The sequence below is a fragment of the Marinobacter adhaerens HP15 genome, assembly GCF_000166295.1.
Lineage (GTDB): Bacteria > Pseudomonadota > Gammaproteobacteria > Pseudomonadales > Oleiphilaceae > Marinobacter > Marinobacter adhaerens.
In genome coordinates, this window is sequence record NC_017506.1 from 807,584 (window position 1) to 823,792 (window position 16,209).

Annotated in this window: 14 protein-coding genes; 9 read left to right on the forward strand and 5 right to left on the reverse strand. The window is 58.3% G+C overall.

The window, feature by feature from the left end:
- The first annotated feature begins 64 nt into the window (after positions 1-64).
- On the forward strand, positions 65-409 hold the full coding sequence (locus HP15_RS03980; RefSeq protein ID WP_008176163.1) for a hypothetical protein: 345 nt from the start codon (positions 65-67) through the stop codon (positions 407-409).
- Between the two features lie 32 nt (positions 410-441).
- On the opposite strand, the gene HP15_RS03985 is transcribed toward HP15_RS03980, so the two are convergent.
- Complete coding sequence (locus HP15_RS03985) at positions 442-675, reverse strand: hypothetical protein (RefSeq protein WP_008176161.1); 234 nt, start codon at positions 673-675, stop codon at positions 442-444.
- Positions 676-779: 104 nt separating this feature from the next.
- Between HP15_RS03985 and ppc the strand changes: the two genes are divergently transcribed.
- The 6 genes from ppc to HP15_RS04015 all read left to right on the forward strand — a co-directional run bounded on the left by ppc (position 780) and on the right by HP15_RS04015 (position 7,791).
- Positions 780-3,425 (forward strand): phosphoenolpyruvate carboxylase, encoded by a 2,646-nt coding sequence (ppc, locus tag HP15_RS03990; RefSeq protein ID WP_081449815.1) that lies wholly within the window; start codon positions 780-782, stop codon positions 3,423-3,425.
- 78 nt (positions 3,426-3,503) lie between these two features.
- On the forward strand, positions 3,504-4,874 hold the full coding sequence (locus HP15_RS03995; protein ID WP_014576294.1) for an HDOD domain-containing protein: 1,371 nt from the start codon (positions 3,504-3,506) through the stop codon (positions 4,872-4,874).
- A 201-nt stretch (positions 4,875-5,075) separates the two neighbouring features.
- A complete protein-coding gene (gene adk, locus HP15_RS04000; protein WP_008176153.1) occupies positions 5,076-5,729 on the forward strand; it encodes an adenylate kinase in 654 nt (217 codons plus the stop codon).
- A gap of 31 nt (positions 5,730-5,760) precedes the next feature.
- Positions 5,761-6,456: a tRNA (adenosine(37)-N6)-threonylcarbamoyltransferase complex dimerization subunit type 1 TsaB gene (gene tsaB / locus HP15_RS04005; protein ID WP_008176152.1), complete on the forward strand. Its 696-nt coding sequence runs from the start codon at positions 5,761-5,763 to the stop codon at positions 6,454-6,456.
- Positions 6,457-6,589: 133 nt separating this feature from the next.
- Positions 6,590-6,952 (forward strand): hypothetical protein, encoded by a 363-nt coding sequence (locus tag HP15_RS04010; protein ID WP_008176150.1) that lies wholly within the window; start codon positions 6,590-6,592, stop codon positions 6,950-6,952.
- Positions 6,952-7,791, forward strand: coding sequence for a class I SAM-dependent methyltransferase (locus tag HP15_RS04015; RefSeq protein WP_014576295.1), 840 nt, complete (start codon positions 6,952-6,954; stop codon positions 7,789-7,791). The genes HP15_RS04010 and HP15_RS04015 overlap by 1 nt, the downstream gene beginning before the upstream one ends.
- 6 nt (positions 7,792-7,797) lie before the next feature.
- Here HP15_RS04015 and plsB read toward each other — a convergent pair whose 3' ends face one another.
- Complete coding sequence (plsB, locus tag HP15_RS04020; RefSeq protein ID WP_014576296.1) at positions 7,798-10,266, reverse strand: glycerol-3-phosphate 1-O-acyltransferase PlsB; 2,469 nt, start codon at positions 10,264-10,266, stop codon at positions 7,798-7,800.
- 153 nt (positions 10,267-10,419) lie between these two features.
- On the opposite strand from plsB, the gene nudC reads away from it, so the two are divergent.
- Both nudC and murI read left to right on the forward strand, forming a co-directional pair.
- Complete coding sequence (gene nudC / locus HP15_RS04025) at positions 10,420-11,235, forward strand: NAD(+) diphosphatase (RefSeq protein ID WP_041645010.1); 816 nt, start codon at positions 10,420-10,422, stop codon at positions 11,233-11,235.
- Positions 11,232-12,095, forward strand: coding sequence for a glutamate racemase (gene murI, locus HP15_RS04030; protein ID WP_041645011.1), 864 nt, complete (start codon positions 11,232-11,234; stop codon positions 12,093-12,095). The genes nudC and murI overlap by 4 nt, the downstream gene beginning before the upstream one ends.
- On the opposite strand, the gene HP15_RS04035 is transcribed toward murI, so the two are convergent.
- The 3 genes from HP15_RS04035 to HP15_RS04045 form a co-directional block, all read right to left on the reverse strand.
- Entirely contained in the window at positions 12,073-13,080 is a 1,008-nt protein-coding gene (locus HP15_RS04035; protein WP_014576299.1) for a DUF2156 domain-containing protein, read from the reverse strand. The two genes, murI and HP15_RS04035, sit on opposite strands and share 23 nt — an antisense overlap.
- Before the next feature lie 48 nt (positions 13,081-13,128).
- Entirely contained in the window at positions 13,129-13,782 is a 654-nt protein-coding gene (locus tag HP15_RS04040; RefSeq protein WP_041645012.1) for a class I SAM-dependent methyltransferase, read from the reverse strand.
- Positions 13,783-14,015: 233 nt separating this feature from the next.
- Positions 14,016-16,190, reverse strand: coding sequence for an EAL domain-containing response regulator (locus HP15_RS04045; RefSeq protein WP_014576301.1), 2,175 nt, complete (start codon positions 16,188-16,190; stop codon positions 14,016-14,018).
- Between the last annotated feature and the right edge of the window lie 19 nt (positions 16,191-16,209).

Consider the following 16,209-nt stretch of genomic DNA (forward strand, 5'->3'; position numbering starts at 1 on the left):
CGGAAACGGATGCACAGTTTTCGTGCGCCGTGCGCCATCAATAAGATGCAGGAGTGAAGGCACCATGAAAATCAAAGATCTGGTCAACTACTGGGACAAGCATGCACGTGGTCGGCTTACCCGAGACGCCTACTTCATGGCGTTGTCTGACCAGCATCACAAGCGTCTCGAGAAACTCGCAGCGCTCTATCCGATGAAGTCACCTCAGGATCTGATGCGGGATCTGATTTCTGCAGCACTGGACGAAATGGAGACCAGCTTTCCGTATGTTCAGGGCACCAAAGTGGTGGCGTACGACGAGGATGGCTTCGAGATCTACGAGGATCAGGGCCTGACTCCCAAGTTTGTCAGCCTGAGCCAGAAGCACATCCAGCGCCTCAAGGCCCGTCAACTGGAATCAGTCGCCTGACGACACGGGCAGCGAAAGCTGCCCGCCGCTATTTACTTGTCTTTCCCTTCCAGCTTGTCCTTCAGTGGGCTCTGGCGTACCAGATCGTCCAGAGCTGCACCAATCATGTCGTTCAGAATATCGCTTTCACTGCGGTCCGGGTAAAGTTCCGCCAGTGCAGCCACGCGTGCGGCATCTTCCAGCGGCAGGCGCAGGTTATAATCGTGGGTACGCTCCACGGGCTCTTTTTGCTGTTCCCAGTGTTTGGGCAAATCAGTGACCTTCATGATAACTCCTTGCAGCTACAGGCTTGAATCGCCAATAGACTTTCTCGACTGTTCCTTAGTATCGTAAGTTTACTTCGCCTCCGTCAATTCAAAAGGACGTCAATGTGACTGAGCTACATCCCGAACTCCGAGAAAACGTACGAATGCTGGGTGAACTTCTGGGCCAGAGCATACGGCGGTATCCCGGACAGGAATGCTACGAGCTGATTGAGGAAATCCGGGCGGCTGCCAAGTCCGACCGTCGCCAGGAAAGCGGGTCCGGCCAGCGACTGGTCAATCTGCTGCGCAAGTTGAGCGATGATGAGCTGCTTCCGGTGACCCGTGCTTTCAACCAGTTCCTGAACCTGGCCAACCTTGCCGAGCAGTACCATGGTATTCGTCGCAAACGCGGGCACCAGTCTGACCTGATGGTCGAATCGCTCGGGGAGGTGTTTGAGCGGCTCAAGCAAGGTGATGTCACGCCGGAGGAACTGCATCAGAGGGTGGCGGATCTGCGAATTGAGTTTGTGCTCACGGCCCACCCCACTGAGGTGGCGCGTCGCACCCTTATTATGAAATACGACGAGATGTCGGACTGCCTGGCGCGTCTGGACCATGACGACCTCATGCCCGCTGAACGGGAGGAAATCGTCAATCGCCTGTCTCAGCTGGTTACTGAAGCCTGGCACACCGACGAGATTCGTCAGGAGCGACCAACCGCAGTGGATGAGGCCAAATGGGGCTTTGCGGTCATTGAAAACAGTCTGTGGCAGGCCCTGCCACAGTTTCTGAGGAGCCTGGATACGTCGCTGGAAGACGCGACCGGAAAGGGCCTTCCCCTGCAGGCATCCCCCATCCGCATTGCATCCTGGATGGGCGGTGATCGTGATGGCAATCCGAATGTCACCCACAAGGTGACCCGCCGGGTCTTCCTGCTTGGCCGCTGGATGGCAGCGGATCTCTATCTTCGTGATATTCAGGCGCTGCGGGCCGAACTGTCCATGTGGCAGGCCAGCGACGAGCTCAAGGCCGTTGTTGGTGACTCCCGGGAACCCTACCGCCATGTGCTCGCCGAACTCCGTGAGCGGCTGATCAGAACCCGGGACTGGGCAGAGGCGAGCGTCAACGGCGAGACCGCGGATGCCAACGGTATTCTCTTTGAGAACGAGGATTTCACCGGTCCCCTGGAGCTCTGTTACCGATCCCTGGTTGAGTGCGGACTCGAGGACATCGCCAATGGTCCGCTGCTGGATACCATCCGCCGGGCGCATACTTTTGGCCTGCCTTTGATTCGTCTGGACATCCGCCAGGAGGCCAGCCGCCACGCGGAGGCGGTTGCCGAAATGGTCGATTATCTTGGCCTGGGGGATTATCTGTCCTGGTCAGAACAGGAACGCCAGGCATTCCTGGTGAAGGAACTTCAGGGCCGGCGCCCACTGGTCCCCCGAAATTGGGAGCCCTCCGAATCGGTCGGCGAGGTGCTGGCAACCTGTGAAGTGGTGGCGCAGCAAACGCCGGAAGCCCTCGGGTCCTATGTTATCTCCATGGCCAGCAAGCCCTCTGATGTATTGAGCGTGATTTTGCTGCTCAGGGAATCCGGAATGAAGTTTCCGATGCGGGTCGTGCCTCTGTTTGAGACCCTGGATGACCTGCGTGGTGCTCCAGACAGCATGTCTGCGCTGTACGAGGTTGAGTGGTATCGGGAGTATTGCCAGGGCAGGCAGGAAGTGATGATCGGTTATTCGGATTCCTCCAAGGATGCCGGCCAGCTGATGGCGGCCTGGGCCCAGTACCAGGCCCAAGAGAAACTTACCCATGTTGCCCGCCAGTATGGCGTACATCTGACCCTGTTCCACGGCCGGGGCGGTACCGTTGGCCGTGGCGGCGGACCAGCCAACAGGGCGATACTGTCCCAGCCGCCGGGCTCGGTAAACGGCAGTTTCCGGATTACCGAGCAGGGCGAAATGATCCGCTTCAAGTTCGGTTTGCCGAGGCTGGCGGTTCAGAGCCTGACGCTCTACACCACGGCGGTTATCGAAGCTACCCTGGCCCCGCCACCCCAGCCCGAAGACAGCTGGCGTGAAACCATGGACTGGCTTACCGAGCGGTCCTTGAAAGCCTACCGCGATGTGGTCCGGGAAAATCCCGACTTCGTGCCCTATTTCCGCCAGGTCACGCCGGAACAGGCGCTGGGGAAACTGGCACTCGGAAGTCGCCCGGCCCGGAGGAAGGCCACCGGTGGCGTGGAAAGCCTTCGGGCCATTCCGTGGATATTCGCCTGGACCCAGATGCGGCTGATGCTGCCCAGTTGGCTGGGCAGTGACGTGGCGCTTGAAGAGGCGGCCCGGGACCACCGGCTTCCGGTATTGCGTGAGATGATGCAGGGCTGGCCGTTCTTCCGTACCTATGTAGATATGCTGGAAATGGTGCTGGCCAAGGCAGACCTGCGCATCGCCAGCTATTATGAGCAGACGCTGCTGGACGATGATCGGTTGAAAGCCCTGGGGGAGAGTCTTCGCGTGCGCCTCCAGGGTTGTATCGAGCGACTTCTGGAACTCAAGGAGCAAACGGATCTGCTGGAGGGAGAACCCGTCTTTGCGCATTCGATGAGGGTGCGTAACCCATACACGGATCCGCTGCACTACCTTCAGGCCGAATTGCTACGGCGGGACCGGGAAAGTGAAGGCAAGGGCGAGGTGCCGGAACTGGTGGAAAGAGCACTGAAAGTCACCATGGCAGGTATCGCTGCGGGCATGCGGAATACTGGCTGACCTTGCAGCAGAATAGAAAAAAGCGCCGGGACAAGGCCGGGTAGTCTGGCCACCGACCAAGAACAAAGGGAGTAAGCTGTGGCTCTGGCTGCACGATTGGAACGTTTTCTCGCCCGCAAGGGCATCACTTATCGGGAGTTGCCGATAGATCAGATCACCAGCCTGGATGCGGCAGTGATTGCCTCGGGGATGTCTCAGGACAGCTTTGTACAGGCCACTCTGCTGATCGACATTACCGGTGTCGTGATGGCCGTGCACAAGTTCGACAGTTCCCTGGACCCGGATGCCGTTCACCAGCTGACCGGTCGCCGTCTCCAGCCGCTGACCGCACGGCAGACCATGCGCCTGTTCAGTGACTGTGATCCCGGCTTCACCCCGCCCATCGGACAGGCTTACGAGCTGCCCGTTATCGTGGACGAGGATGTGATGCTGGCGGATCAGGTCGTGTTTTCCAGTGGCACTGATCATTCCCTGCTAGAGATGGATGGCCGATCCTTCCGTCTGGCCCTGGCCGGTGCCAGGGCGGGCCACCTGGTTATCCGGGGGCCGGGTAACGGCAACCGCGAGGCGCTGACGCTCGAGGAAGTGGCCGACAAGCTACAGAAACTTTACCGTCTGCCCCCCATGCCGGCCCTGGCACTGCGTATTTTGCGGCTGACTGCCAACACCGATGCGACGGCTCGTGAGCTGGCAGAGCTGATCGAGTTTGATCCCAGTCTCACGGCACAGATCATGCGTTACGCCCGTTCTGCACTGTTCAATTATCCCGGCCAGGTCAATTCGGTGCAGGAGGCGGTCACCCGTGTGCTGGGCTTCGATCGTGTGGCCCACATCGCCCTGGGCATCGCCTCCGTTCGTGCCTTTGAAGTACCCCGTCACGGCATTCTGGGCATGGACAATTTCTGGCGCCACTCCCTGTACTGCGCGTTCCTTTGCCAGATCATTGCGCCGCGATGTGGCGCCGAAAAGGGGCTGGGCTATCTCTGCGGCCTGTTGCACAACTTCGGCCTGTTGCTGGTCGGGCATCTGTTCCCGGCCGAATTTGATGAGCTCAATGAGCTTCGCGAAGCGAATCCTGAAGCCAGCATGCACTCGCTTGAGCAGCAGGTGTTCGGGCAGGGCAATGGCCAGGAAATCCTGTCGGTGGGCCATGGCGCTATCGGCGGTATCCTCCACCGTTTATGGCAACTGCCTGATCCTGTGGTCAAGGCGGCCGGTGTGCATCAACAATCAGGTTACCATGGCGAGCACGAGAACTATGTTTTGATGGTACAGCTGGCCAACGCCCTGTTGAAGGACCGCGGTATTGGCGATGAATTCAATGCCGACGACGTGCCCGCTTTGCTGGAAGGCCTGGGACTGACGCCCAATGTTGTGGAAGAACTGAATGCTGAACTGGATCGTGTGGCTCCGGATCTGGACGCACTGGCCAGCTCCCTGTCATCCTGACACCCTGTCGTTATTCGCTGGGAAATACGGACTTCCGGTGCATGATACGGAGGTCGACTTTCTCTGACGTGGCTGACTTCGTATAATGCGCCTTCGCCGATTTCGGCTGACACCTGTTCCGTGCAGGAGAGGCTGTCGCAAAGGCACGGGTTTTTGCCACAGCTTTTCAAATGATAATGACTAAAACGGGAGCACAGCGTTATGCGAATCATCATGTTAGGCGCGCCGGGCGCAGGCAAGGGAACTCAGGCCCAGTTCATTACTGAACGGTTTGATATTCCCCAGATCTCCACCGGTGACATGCTGCGTGCGGCGGTGAAAGCCGAGTCCGAGCTGGGCAAGCAGGTAAAGGAAGTCATGGCAACGGGCGGCCTGGTGTCTGACGACATCATCATTGCGCTGATCGAAGAGCGTATTCAACAGCCTGATTGCAAGAACGGTTTCCTGCTCGACGGTTTCCCGCGGACCATCCCCCAGGCTGAAGCTCTGAAAGACCAGGGAATTGCCATCGACTATGTGGTCGAAATTGCCGTGGATGACGAAGAAATTGTCAGCCGTCTGTCCGGTCGCCGGGTGCACGAGGGAAGCGGTCGTATCTACCACGTGAAATACGATCCGCCCAAGGTCGAGGGTAAGGATGACCAGACCGGAGAACCGCTGGTTCAACGTGAGGACGACAAGGAAGAGACGGTTCGCAAGCGTCTGAAAATCTACCACGACCAGACTGCACCGCTGGTTGGCTACTACCAGGACTGGGCGTCGAAAGAGCCGGCCGCGGCACCGAAATACGTCCGTGTCGAGGGCGTTGGCAGTCTGGACAGCATTCGCGACCAGATCCTGTCTGAACTCAAATAAATTGGCATCCTGACCTGAGGTTTTCACACCGGTGAAACTGTTGGCACTGGATACGTCATCGGAGGGCTGCTCGGCAGCCCTTCTTGTTGATGGCGAAATCTCCGAACGCTTTGAGCTTGCCCCCAGAGGCCATACCCGGCTATTGATGCCGATGGTGCGGGAGCTTCTGGCGGAGAAGAATCTTGCTCCGGCAGAGCTTGATGCCCTGGCCTTTGCCTGCGGGCCGGGCTCTTTTACCGGTGTCAGGATCGCGACCGGTGTTGTGCAGGGTCTTGCCTGGGGGCTGGACATTCCGGTGGTGCCGGTGTCTTCACTGCAGGCCGTGGCGCTGGGTGCCATGGATGCTCTGGATCCTCACGAGGAAACCGGTATTGCGGTAGCCTTTGATGCCCGCATGGGCGAGGTGTATTGGGGCTGCTTCGCTGCCCGGGCAGGACTGCCTGAGGCGTTGGCTTCGGAACAGGTCTGTCCACCCGAGGCAGTCACACTGCCAGCGGGCCCCGAGCGCTGGTGCGGAGCAGGGCCGGGCTGGCAATACCGCTCCGCCATGCCAGCGGAGGTGTCAGGGCGCGTTGATCCCGTCGATGAAACCCTGGTGCTGCGAGCAGCCTGGGTTGCGCGCCTGGCGGTGATCGCATTCGGGCAGGGCAAGGCGGTGCCGGCGGAGCAGGCTCAACCTGTCTACATCAGGGATGAAGTGGCCTGGAAAAAACTGCCTGGTCGATAGTGACCCCGGCCGCCCGGTCTGATCCGGGCAATCCGCTTTGGGTAAAAGCTGACCAGCTGTCTTTTCTTCCGTGCGATAATCTTCCATACTTCCATTTCACGTTTTCCTGTCATCCGGCCAGCGGTATCTGAACATGATTGGCGGAATTAACCCGGGTAACAATTTCAATTTCCAGACCGGCAACAACAGTCTGGTCAGGGAGCGCAGCGATGCGGCCCGTGCGCCGGCATCAACGCCCGAAAAAACACCTGACGCGGCCCGCCGTGACCTTGCCGATGGCAATCAGGGTGTTGTCAGCGACCGCAATGCGACCGAAAGCCTCGAGCGGCGTGTAGAAGCCCGTCGTGCCGCTGAAGACGCCCGTCTGGAGCGGTTCCGAGCAGACGAAGTGTCCCTGCCAGCCGCCAGGGCGCTGTCGACCTTTGCCTCTGTTGCCGCAGCCGGTCAGGAAACTGGCGGCAATGGTAGCCTGGCCGGAATTGATATTCTGGTCTGATGCCTGACTCGTCCCCGTCCGCTCCGTACGCCCGCTCTGAACGTTTCCAGAACATCGTCGCTGTTGCCCGCAGTGCATTGGGTGACCGATTGCAGGCCGATGCTCTTGCCGATTCGCTCGGGGTCCCGAATCTTGGTGTCGTCCGCCCCAGAGACATCCGCGACTTCCCGGTTTTACTGTTCCTGGATGAGCAGGGCCTTGGCCTGCAGATGACTGGCAAAGGTGCGCCGGGACCGGTGCGTGCAGAATTCGTGACCGGCAAGATGGGGTATCGGCGGGAGCACGGCGGTGGCGCGGGCCAGTTGGTGGCCAAGGCGGTCGGCTTGCAGAAAACACGGGCCGCATTGCATATCGTTGATGCGACGGCAGGGCTTGGCCAGGATGCCTTTGTGCTTGCCAGCCTTGGCTGCACGGTTACCCTGTTCGAGCGTAACCCGGTCATTCACGCTCTCTTGGCCGATGGTCTTGCGCGCGCAGCCCTGAATGTGGATTGTGCGGCCATTGTCGAGCGCATGCGACTGCTGGAGGGCAGCAGTATTGACTGGCTGGCCCGACCAGGCACCAAGGCGGCGGATGTTGTCTACCTGGACCCGATGTTTCCGCATCGGGACAAGTCGGCCCTGGTAAAAAAGGAAATGCAGGTTTTCCGCACTATCGTAGGAGACGACGAGGATTCCGCACAATTACTCGCGGCCGCTCTGGAGCGCGCCCGTTACCGGGTGGTGGTCAAGCGGCCCCGTAAGGCATCGGCCATTGAGGGGGCGGAGCCAACCACCCGCATCGAGGGCAAGAGCAGCCGCTACGATGTGTACGCCATCCGGGCGCTGCCACCGCAGTAAATGCCATCAGGCACCCAGCATGGTGACCTGCTGGATTGCCTGTCGCTTCTCGACACTCAGCACCAGGCGGGCATCGTCCGCCACCTCATCCAGCCCCTCCCCATAGCAGAGCAGGCCATTGTCATCGGTGGTGATAACGCCATTGTTCTGCATATTGGCAATGAAGTTGCGGAACAGGCTCTTGTCGAAAAACTCCGGCGCATTCAGGCCGAACAGGATCGACATCCGCTCGGCCAGCAGCGCGCTCTGTTCCTCCAGTTCAGCGGCGCTGATCTTGCCCGAGCCGTATTTGCGGAGAATGCCCAGAGCGATGTGGTAGCGCTCAACCGTCTGGATGATGAAGCGGGACAGAACCCTGAGCCTCAGCATGGCTTCGGTACCTTCCTCGGGTCGACCGATCCGGTCATCTTCCAGGGGCTTCAGCAAGTCATGTTCGATGAGAACATCAATCCACTGATTGATGACCTTCCTGGCTTCATCGGGCTGGTATTTCAGGAACAGTTCCGATTGCAGGTAGGGGTAGGCTACGCTGGCGAGGAACACAATCTTGTCCCGGCCCAGCGAATCCTTGTTCTCGAAAAGGCTGGCGATCAGTGAGGGCAGCGCAAACAGGTGCTGGATGTTGTTCCGGTAATAGGTCATCAGGATTGCGTTGCTGCCTTCGAGGGCAATAATGTCGCCCAGCTTCTGCGGCTGGCGCGTCACCAGGCCCATGCCTTCACAGTAGGCGATCCAGTCTTTGCCGGACCCCTCGGGCAGGGTTACCGTTTCCGCATACGGGAAAGCCTTTAGCAGGGCGGCGTATTGATCCATCAAGCGGATCAACTGTCCCTCGTCCATGGCCAGTCGCTCGGTACCAAGAAGAACCGTGGCGGCCATGCCGATCGGGTTTACCGCAACCGACGCGTTGATGTTCGACGCTACCCGGAAGGACAGCTCTGAAACCGCGCTGTTAAGCCACTTCGGACGATACTCGGCGTCGTAGGCCTCGTCGCGCCAACTACCGTGAACATCGTCCAGAACCTCAGACAAATGAATGGCTTCGCCAAAGTTGACTGAAACCCGACCAAAGGAGTTACTGAGTTTGCGAACGGTCTTGGCAAGACCGAATACGCTTTCTTTTTCCTTTTTCTTGCCACGAAGTTCACCCAGGTAGGAGCGGCCTTCCATCACTTTCTCATAGCCGATGTACACGGGCACGAATACGATGGGTTTGCGATGGTCCCGAAGGAAACTGCGTACGGTCATTGCCAGCATGCCGGGGCGGGGCTGCAGCATGCGGCCTGTGCGGCTTCGGCCGCCTTCGATGAAATACTCGACGGAATAGCCCCGGGAGAACATCACGTGCATGTATTCATTGAACACGGTGGCGTACAGCGGGTTGTCCTTGAAACTGCGGCGCATAAAGAACGCCCCGCCACGGCGCAGGATCGGGCCGACAATGGGCATGTTGAGATTGATCCCTGCGGCGATGTGCGGAGGCATCAGGCCATTCTTGTAAAGCACGTAGGACAGCAGCAGGTAGTCGATGTGTGAACGATGGCAGGGCACGTAAACCACGGCATTGTCTTGCGCCACTTCCTTCACCACCCGGATATTGTTGATGGCAATGCCGTTGTAGATCCGGTTCCAGAGCCATGACAACAGCACCTCCATGAATCGAATCGTGACAACGGACATGCTCGCCGCAATCTCATCCGCATATTTGTAGGCCTTGGCGCGGACTTTCTCAGGTGGTATGTCGTCTCTGGCAGCGGTCTCCCGGATGGCTTCCTTGACCGCCTGGGTGCGCACCAGACCTGCCACCAGGGTACGGCGATGGGACAAGTCTGGCCCCAGTACCGCCTGGCGAACCCGGCGGAAGTGGGTTCTCAGGATCCGGGCCAGCTTGCGGTTGGCCCGCTCCTCGCTGTGCCGGTATTCGTCGATCACCTGTTTCAGTGAGAGCGGCTGGTTAAACTGAACGTAGGTGTTGCGACCATGAACCATGATGATCAGTAACTTCTGAAGCCGGCCGGCGATGGACCAGGTGTCGGACAGCAAAAGTTTTACCAAGGACTTTTCCTTGTCCGGGGAGCGCCCCCAGAACAGGGACACTGGAACAATCTGTACGTCCTGGTCCGGATGTTCGAGACCGTAGCGAACCAGGGCCTGAAACTCGTTCGTGGGTGCCGGCGCCTGACGCCCCCTGAAAAAGCCACCGATCCGGCGATAGAGGAAAAAGAAGGAGTGGGACGGGCCGTTCTTCACCGGAAGGGCTTCGGTGGCGCCAGGAAGTCCTGCACGGATAACTTCCTGCTCCAGAACCAGGCGGCTCGACAGCGAGCTGTATTGCAGCACGTAGCAAACCGGTTTGTCGGGATCCAGAGCGAGGGCTTCAACGCTGTTGCCGCTGACATCAGTCCGGACCCAGATAAACAGTATCTTGCGAAAAAGGGTCAGGATCAGGCTGCGAATGCCCTGGTAAAGACGCATAAATGGCAACTCCGTTGACGAAACAGGTGCCAAGTTTACTTGGTTGAGTAGAGGGCGGAAAGGTGGACCTTTCATTCTTGGCCGGTGCGGCAATGTGGTACATTCTCGATTGATCTTCCAATAACCCAGTTGATGCATCGAATGGTGATCGCAATGACTCAGTGGATACCGGGCTGGACGACCCGCCGGCCGGAAAACGGCGATCTGATCCTCGCGCTGTCGGGTTCGGGTGTGGTCAAGCCCGATAACGGCTGGCTGCACAGCGGCGACAGCAGCCTTTTCCGGGGCGAATTGTCCGATTCCGTATCTCTGGGCAGTTACAATGGGCGCGGTGTATTCGTGACCGAACTGCCGGACACCGACGTCGGTAATCAGGAGGTTGTACCGCTGCGGGATGCGCTTTTGATGGTTAGCGATGCGCCGGCGGATATGCTCAGTACCGGCTTTCAGGTCTGGCAATGGTGGCGCGACCACCGATTCTGTGGCCGCTGCGGCGAGGAAACCGGTTTCCATCCGCGTGAGCGGGCCAAGTGGTGCGAACCCTGTGGCATTCCCTGGTACCCGAGGCTGGCGCCCTGCGTGATTGTCGTCATACGCCGGGATGATCGGCTTCTGCTCGCGAAGTCCTCGCGGGTCAAACGGCACTTCTACAGCCTCATCGCCGGTTTTGTTGAACCGGGCGAGAGTCTGGAAGGCGCTGTGCACCGTGAAGTGAAAGAGGAGACCGGGCTGGACGTCACCAATATCCGCTACCACGCCTCGCAACCCTGGCCATTCCCCCATCAGCTCATGGTCGGCTTCTTCGCCGATTACGCCGGAGGCGAGCTGGTTCTCCAGGAGGACGAGCTTGCCGATGCCGACTGGTTCCTGCCGGGCGATACGCCACCGGTACCACCGGAAACCACCATCTCTGGCCGATTGATCCGGGCCATGGAACACGAGATTTCCCGGGGAGGCATTCCGGTTTGAGCAGGCAGTCACCTCCAAGGGTTCTGGTGTTTGACTCCGGTGTCGGTGGTCTGAGCGTTGCGGCCTGCATTCACCGGCAACTGCCGGGACTGGAGATCGTCTATCTGGCAGACAACGCAGGCTTTCCCTATGGCGAAAAATCCGAGGCGGTTGTGATCGACCGTTGTTGCAGTCTGATCACCAGAGCGCTCGAGCTCTACCCGTCAGACGCCATCGTGGTTGCCTGCAACACCGCCAGTACCGTGGTTCTGCCGCATTTACGTGCGATGACGGCGGTGCCGGTTGTGGGGGTGGTGCCGGCCATCAAACCGGCGGCAGCAAAGTCCGTGAATCGGCGAATGGGGCTGCTGGCGACACCGGCAACGGTTCGCAGGCCTTATCTCGACAGGCTGGTCGAGGAATTCGCTGGCGATTGCAGGATTGAGCGTATTGGCCATCCGGGGCTGGTGCGCTGGGCAGAGGACCTGGTTTCCGGAATCGAGGTTCCGCTTGCCGAGCTGAGCGAAGCCATGAGGCCTTTTAAAGAGGCCGGTGTGGACACCGTGGTGCTTGGTTGCACTCACTATCCACTGTTACTGGAGAGTCTGAGGGCGAGTCTGCCGACGGTTCGTTTCTGGGTGGACTCGGGTGAGGCCATTGCCCGACGGGTAGCCTGGCTGCTGGAACAGACCGGTCGGCTTGATGTTGCTCAAGGCCCAGTTGCCAGCGCAGGGAAACAACCTGTGAGCGCTGCGCTGTTTTCAGGGCCGGCACCGAAGGGCATCGCGCCCTTCATGGCGGGCCTGGGGCTGGAGGCCAAACGGGTGAGCGAACAATGGCCGGGAGAGCCTCTGGGGGCTACAGCAACCGGGTCAGCTTGAACATGGCGAGAAACTCCAGCGCCGGAATCGACCGTTTGTGACAACAGTAGGTCTTGAAGTTGTCTCCCCTAAAGCGCGACTTTGTAAACTCCAAGCCTTTGAAGTTGTATAGAAAATTGCCCTTCTCGTAGAGCCCGTGCAACAGGCGTTTCAACAGCCTGCTCTCCTGATGCTCTGTTGCAGGATCCAGTGAAAGGGGTATCAGTCCGAGATCCAGATAAGGCACGCCTTCCGCCTTGAAGACCTCCATCGCATGAGCCATCAGGGTATAGAAAATGCCCTGTCGGAAATCGGCGTTGGCCCGGGAGATATTGGGCACGTAGCTGATAATCTCGTTGTTGCGATAAATCGGGTCAAAATAGATAAACCCAACGGCCTTGCCGTCCTGATAGGCGTAGAAATGCCGTTCGTTTTCGCGATAGTCCATTTCCATGGGACGTATCAGAAAGCGGATTTCATTGCTCTTGCATTTGCGGGTTCGAATCCAGGCCTCGGATATTTCACGGGTGTGATCGTCACTGAAACGCTCTTTCACCGTAATACCGTTTTTTTCTGCCTGGTTCAAAGCGGTCCGCAGGATCTGTTTTTTCTTTCCGCTGAGGGACCAGCGGCCCAGATCGATACGGGATTCGCTGCCAAACTGGGTGCCGTAGAGACCAAATCGCAGGTGCAGGAAATCGACGACGGGCTTGGAGACCTGGATGTAACTGGCGTTTGGAAAGCGCTGGTGGAAGCTCTCCAGCAGGTTGCCAAAGTCTTCCGGCGCACAGACGGGATCCGAGAGCACGAAGGTGCCGCCCCATTTGCGCATGTAGGCGATATACCCCATGCCCGGTACATCAAAATATTGCATGCCCGGTTGGAGCGTTGAAAACGATTGGGAATGGGTACCGTACTTCTTCAGGAAGCCGACCCGCTCGGTAAACGTGAATGAGCCGCTCTCAAGTGTGCCAACCCTGTCCAGTGCGAGTATCTGATCCGACATGCTGCTGCTCCCTGATTGTTTTTGTTGGGTGAATCTCTAGCAAAGTGCTCAGGCCTGCTTGCGTCCGAGAATGGACCAGTAGCAGTTCATGTTCAGGAGTTTGAAGTGCTTCTTGTCCGTGACCTGAAGGCCCAGCCGCTGCATGTGCTCGGGATAGTTGTAGATTTTGTGGAAGGCATTGTTGGCGAACAGCCAGAAAATGAAGACGGCCATGTACCAGTAAAGCTTCTTGAACATTCTGGAAAGCAGGTTGCCAGTAGGGTAGGAAAAGTCACCAACAACAACCCGGGCGTCGGCTTTGCCCAGCCGTATCAGATGTTCGAGGACCCGGACCATCATGTCTTCATCGAACACGTTCAGGAAGAAATTGGCCACGACCATGTCGTACTGCTCGAACTCATCCACTTTCATGATGTCGCTGTGGATGCGTCGGATCGTGAGGTGTGGCGCCTCTTTTTCCTGAGCTTCGGCAAACTTCCGCAGCATGGTTTCGGACAAATCCACCACGGTCACGTCTGCACCCAGCTCGGCCGCCCGAATGGCGTCCCGGCCATGGCCAACTCCGGCAAACAGAATCCTGTCTCCGGGCCGGACTGTTTCCACATCCAGCATGGCGGTTTTGCAGCGGTGAATATTCTTGCCGCTATAGAGATTGCTGAGAAAATCGTAGACGGGACCGATGTATTTGTACTTGTCGCGCATGATGACTGCTGCCTGTTCTTGTTCCTTGGATGCTGTCACCGTTTTTGTCGTTATTGGTCCGAGAATGTCGGACATTCCGGTAATCAGCGCCTATGGATTCGAGCTTAGAGAACAGGGTGGGAGAAATATGTGCAGTAATGCGCATTTCAGGATACACAACGTAACGTACTGCAATACTTTGCAAACCCTATCGCGCTTTTATATCGGAGTGTCTGACAATCGATAATCGTATGTCAGAATGAGGCAGCTTTGGCTCTGGTGGATCCGAGAGTTCTGGAAATCTCGGCGGCGGGCCTGGCAGGGCCGTAGAAGAAACCCTGGACCTGATGGCAACCCAGGCTCCGCAGATAATCCAGTTGCTCGTCGGTTTCTACGCCCTCAGCAACGATCTCCAGCTTGAGTCCATGGGCCATGGCGACAATGGCGTTTACGATGCACGCACCGTCGTCGCCACTGCGGATGGCTTTCACGAAAGACTGGTCGACTTTGAGGGTGTGAATGGGTAGGCGATGCAGGTAATTCAGTGACGAATAGCCTGTGCCGAAATCGTCGATCGCGATCCGGACACCCAGAGCTGCCAGTTCCCGGAGCTTCTGGGAGATCTGTTCCAGATCGTTCATGATCACGTTTTCAGTGATTTCGATTTCCAGGTTGCCGGCCGGGAAGTTGTGGGCCTTTACCTGCTGCATCAGGGTTTCTACAAACCGCGGATGCTCAACCTGTATGGGGGACAGATTGACGGCCAACCGGAGGTGGGTGTGGCCCTCCTGGATCCAGCGGCCGACATCCTGGCAGGCCTGGTCGAGAACACGCTCACTGAGCTGGCCTATCAATTTGGTTTCCTCCGCCAGGGGCAGGAAGTCTCTCGGGTAAAGCAGTCCCCGCTCCGGGTGCTGCCAGCGAACCAGGGCCTCAAGACCCACGACCCGGTTGGTTGTTGAGCACACCTGGGGCTGATAGAACACTCGCAACTCGTCCCGTTCAAGGGCCTGACGCAGATCCCGCTCGAGGTTCAGCCTGTTGGCTGTATCGATACTCATGCTGTCAGAATAGAAGCGGTAACCGTCCTTGCCCTTGCCTTTGACGTGGTACATGGCAATGTCGGCGTTCTGGATCAGCTGATCCATGGTCTCGCCGGCCTCGGGGAAGATTGCGATGCCGATACTGACACCCACAAAGACTTCGTGATCCCCCAGTTGAAACGGTGCCCGCAGGGCATCAATCAGCTTCTTGGCGATCTGTCTCGCGTCTTCGTGATTGTGGATGGAGGGCAGGAGCAGGGTAAATTCGTCGCCACCGAACCGGGAAAGGGTGTCGCCCTTGCGCAGGCATTTCTCGAGCCGGTGAGTCACTGCCTGCAACAGCCGATCTCCCATCGCGTGGCCGAGGGTGTCGTTGATGACCTTGAAACGGTCAAGGTCCAGAAACATAACCGCCAGCTTCTGGCCACCACGGTTGGCGTGGGTGATCGCCAGCTCAAGTCGGTCCTTGAAAAGTGCACGGTTCGGCAATCGCGTTAAAAGGTCATGGTAGGCCTGGAAATTGATGAAGGCCTCGGCTTCCTTCCTCTCGGTAACGTCACGAGCGGTCCCATAATAGGTGGCGCCGTTGCCACTGCCGCCTCCTTGCGTGTTACCGGAGTGCGGCCAGGTTTGCGGATCGATGGGAAAAGCGGTTATCTCGAAATGACGGGTTGCTCGCCGGCTGCCACGGGTTTTAAGGCGGACTTCCAGGGTTCGAGGGTTATCTGCAGTGATGTTTGGTCCCTTCAGGGCCAGTGTCCCACGGGTCACGTCCCGGTCGTCGAGAATGTGGCGGAAATGCTGGCCGCAAAGTTCCGCTGGCTTATATCCGAGCAGGCTTTCTACCTTGCTGTTCACGAAGCAAAAGTGACCGTCCTGATCAAGCATGAACACGATGTCAGGAGAGCTGTTAACGATGTAACGATGCAGCGCCTCGGATTTCTCCAGCCGCATCTGGATATGCTCGTGGGCTTCGAGGAGTGACTTTTTTCCGATCACGCTCTCAACGGTGGCCAGCAGTTCCTCAGGATCAAAGGGTTTACGGATGTAGTCCAGGGCGCCCCGCCGCAGTGCGCGGCTCACAGCACTGAACGAACTTTCGCCGCTGACCACGATCACGCCGCAATCCGGCTGCCCGATGGCAAGGTGTGCCATAACGTCGAAACCTGTGACCTCGGGCATCCGGAGATCCAGCAAGGCCAGGTCGAAGGTTTGCTGGTCGATTAGCTCGCAGGCTTTTCGGCCCCCGTGAGCTTCCGCAACGTCATAACCCCGGCTACGCAGCAGCGAAGCCAGTGTATTGAGCAGGCGGGGTTCGTCATCTGCTACCAGTATCCGTGCCGTTAACCCGTGACTGAAAGGCTGATCAGTATGTTCAGGTGCCATCGGTCTGTGTCCGTTGTTT

What these genes read in the sequence shown, in the direction of transcription:
- nudC (WP_041645010.1), top strand. Translation starts at nt 10,420, where the DNA reads ATGACTCAGTGGATACCGGGCTGGACGACCCGCCGGCCGGAAAACGGC.
- HP15_RS04015 (WP_014576295.1), top strand. Translation starts at nt 6,952, where the DNA reads ATGCCTGACTCGTCCCCGTCCGCTCCGTACGCCCGCTCTGAACGTTTC.
- plsB (WP_014576296.1), bottom strand. Translation starts at nt 10,266, where the DNA reads ATGCGTCTTTACCAGGGCATTCGCAGCCTGATCCTGACCCTTTTTCGC.
- HP15_RS04045 (WP_014576301.1), bottom strand. Translation starts at nt 16,190, where the DNA reads ATGGCACCTGAACATACTGATCAGCCTTTCAGTCACGGGTTAACGGCA.
- HP15_RS03985 (WP_008176161.1), bottom strand. Translation starts at nt 675, where the DNA reads ATGAAGGTCACTGATTTGCCCAAACACTGGGAACAGCAAAAAGAGCCC.
- HP15_RS04040 (WP_041645012.1), bottom strand. Translation starts at nt 13,782, where the DNA reads ATGCGCGACAAGTACAAATACATCGGTCCCGTCTACGATTTTCTCAGC.
- HP15_RS04010 (WP_008176150.1), top strand. Translation starts at nt 6,590, where the DNA reads ATGATTGGCGGAATTAACCCGGGTAACAATTTCAATTTCCAGACCGGC.
- HP15_RS03980 (WP_008176163.1), top strand. Translation starts at nt 65, where the DNA reads ATGAAAATCAAAGATCTGGTCAACTACTGGGACAAGCATGCACGTGGT.
- adk (WP_008176153.1), top strand. Translation starts at nt 5,076, where the DNA reads ATGCGAATCATCATGTTAGGCGCGCCGGGCGCAGGCAAGGGAACTCAG.
- HP15_RS04035 (WP_014576299.1), bottom strand. Translation starts at nt 13,080, where the DNA reads ATGTCGGATCAGATACTCGCACTGGACAGGGTTGGCACACTTGAGAGC.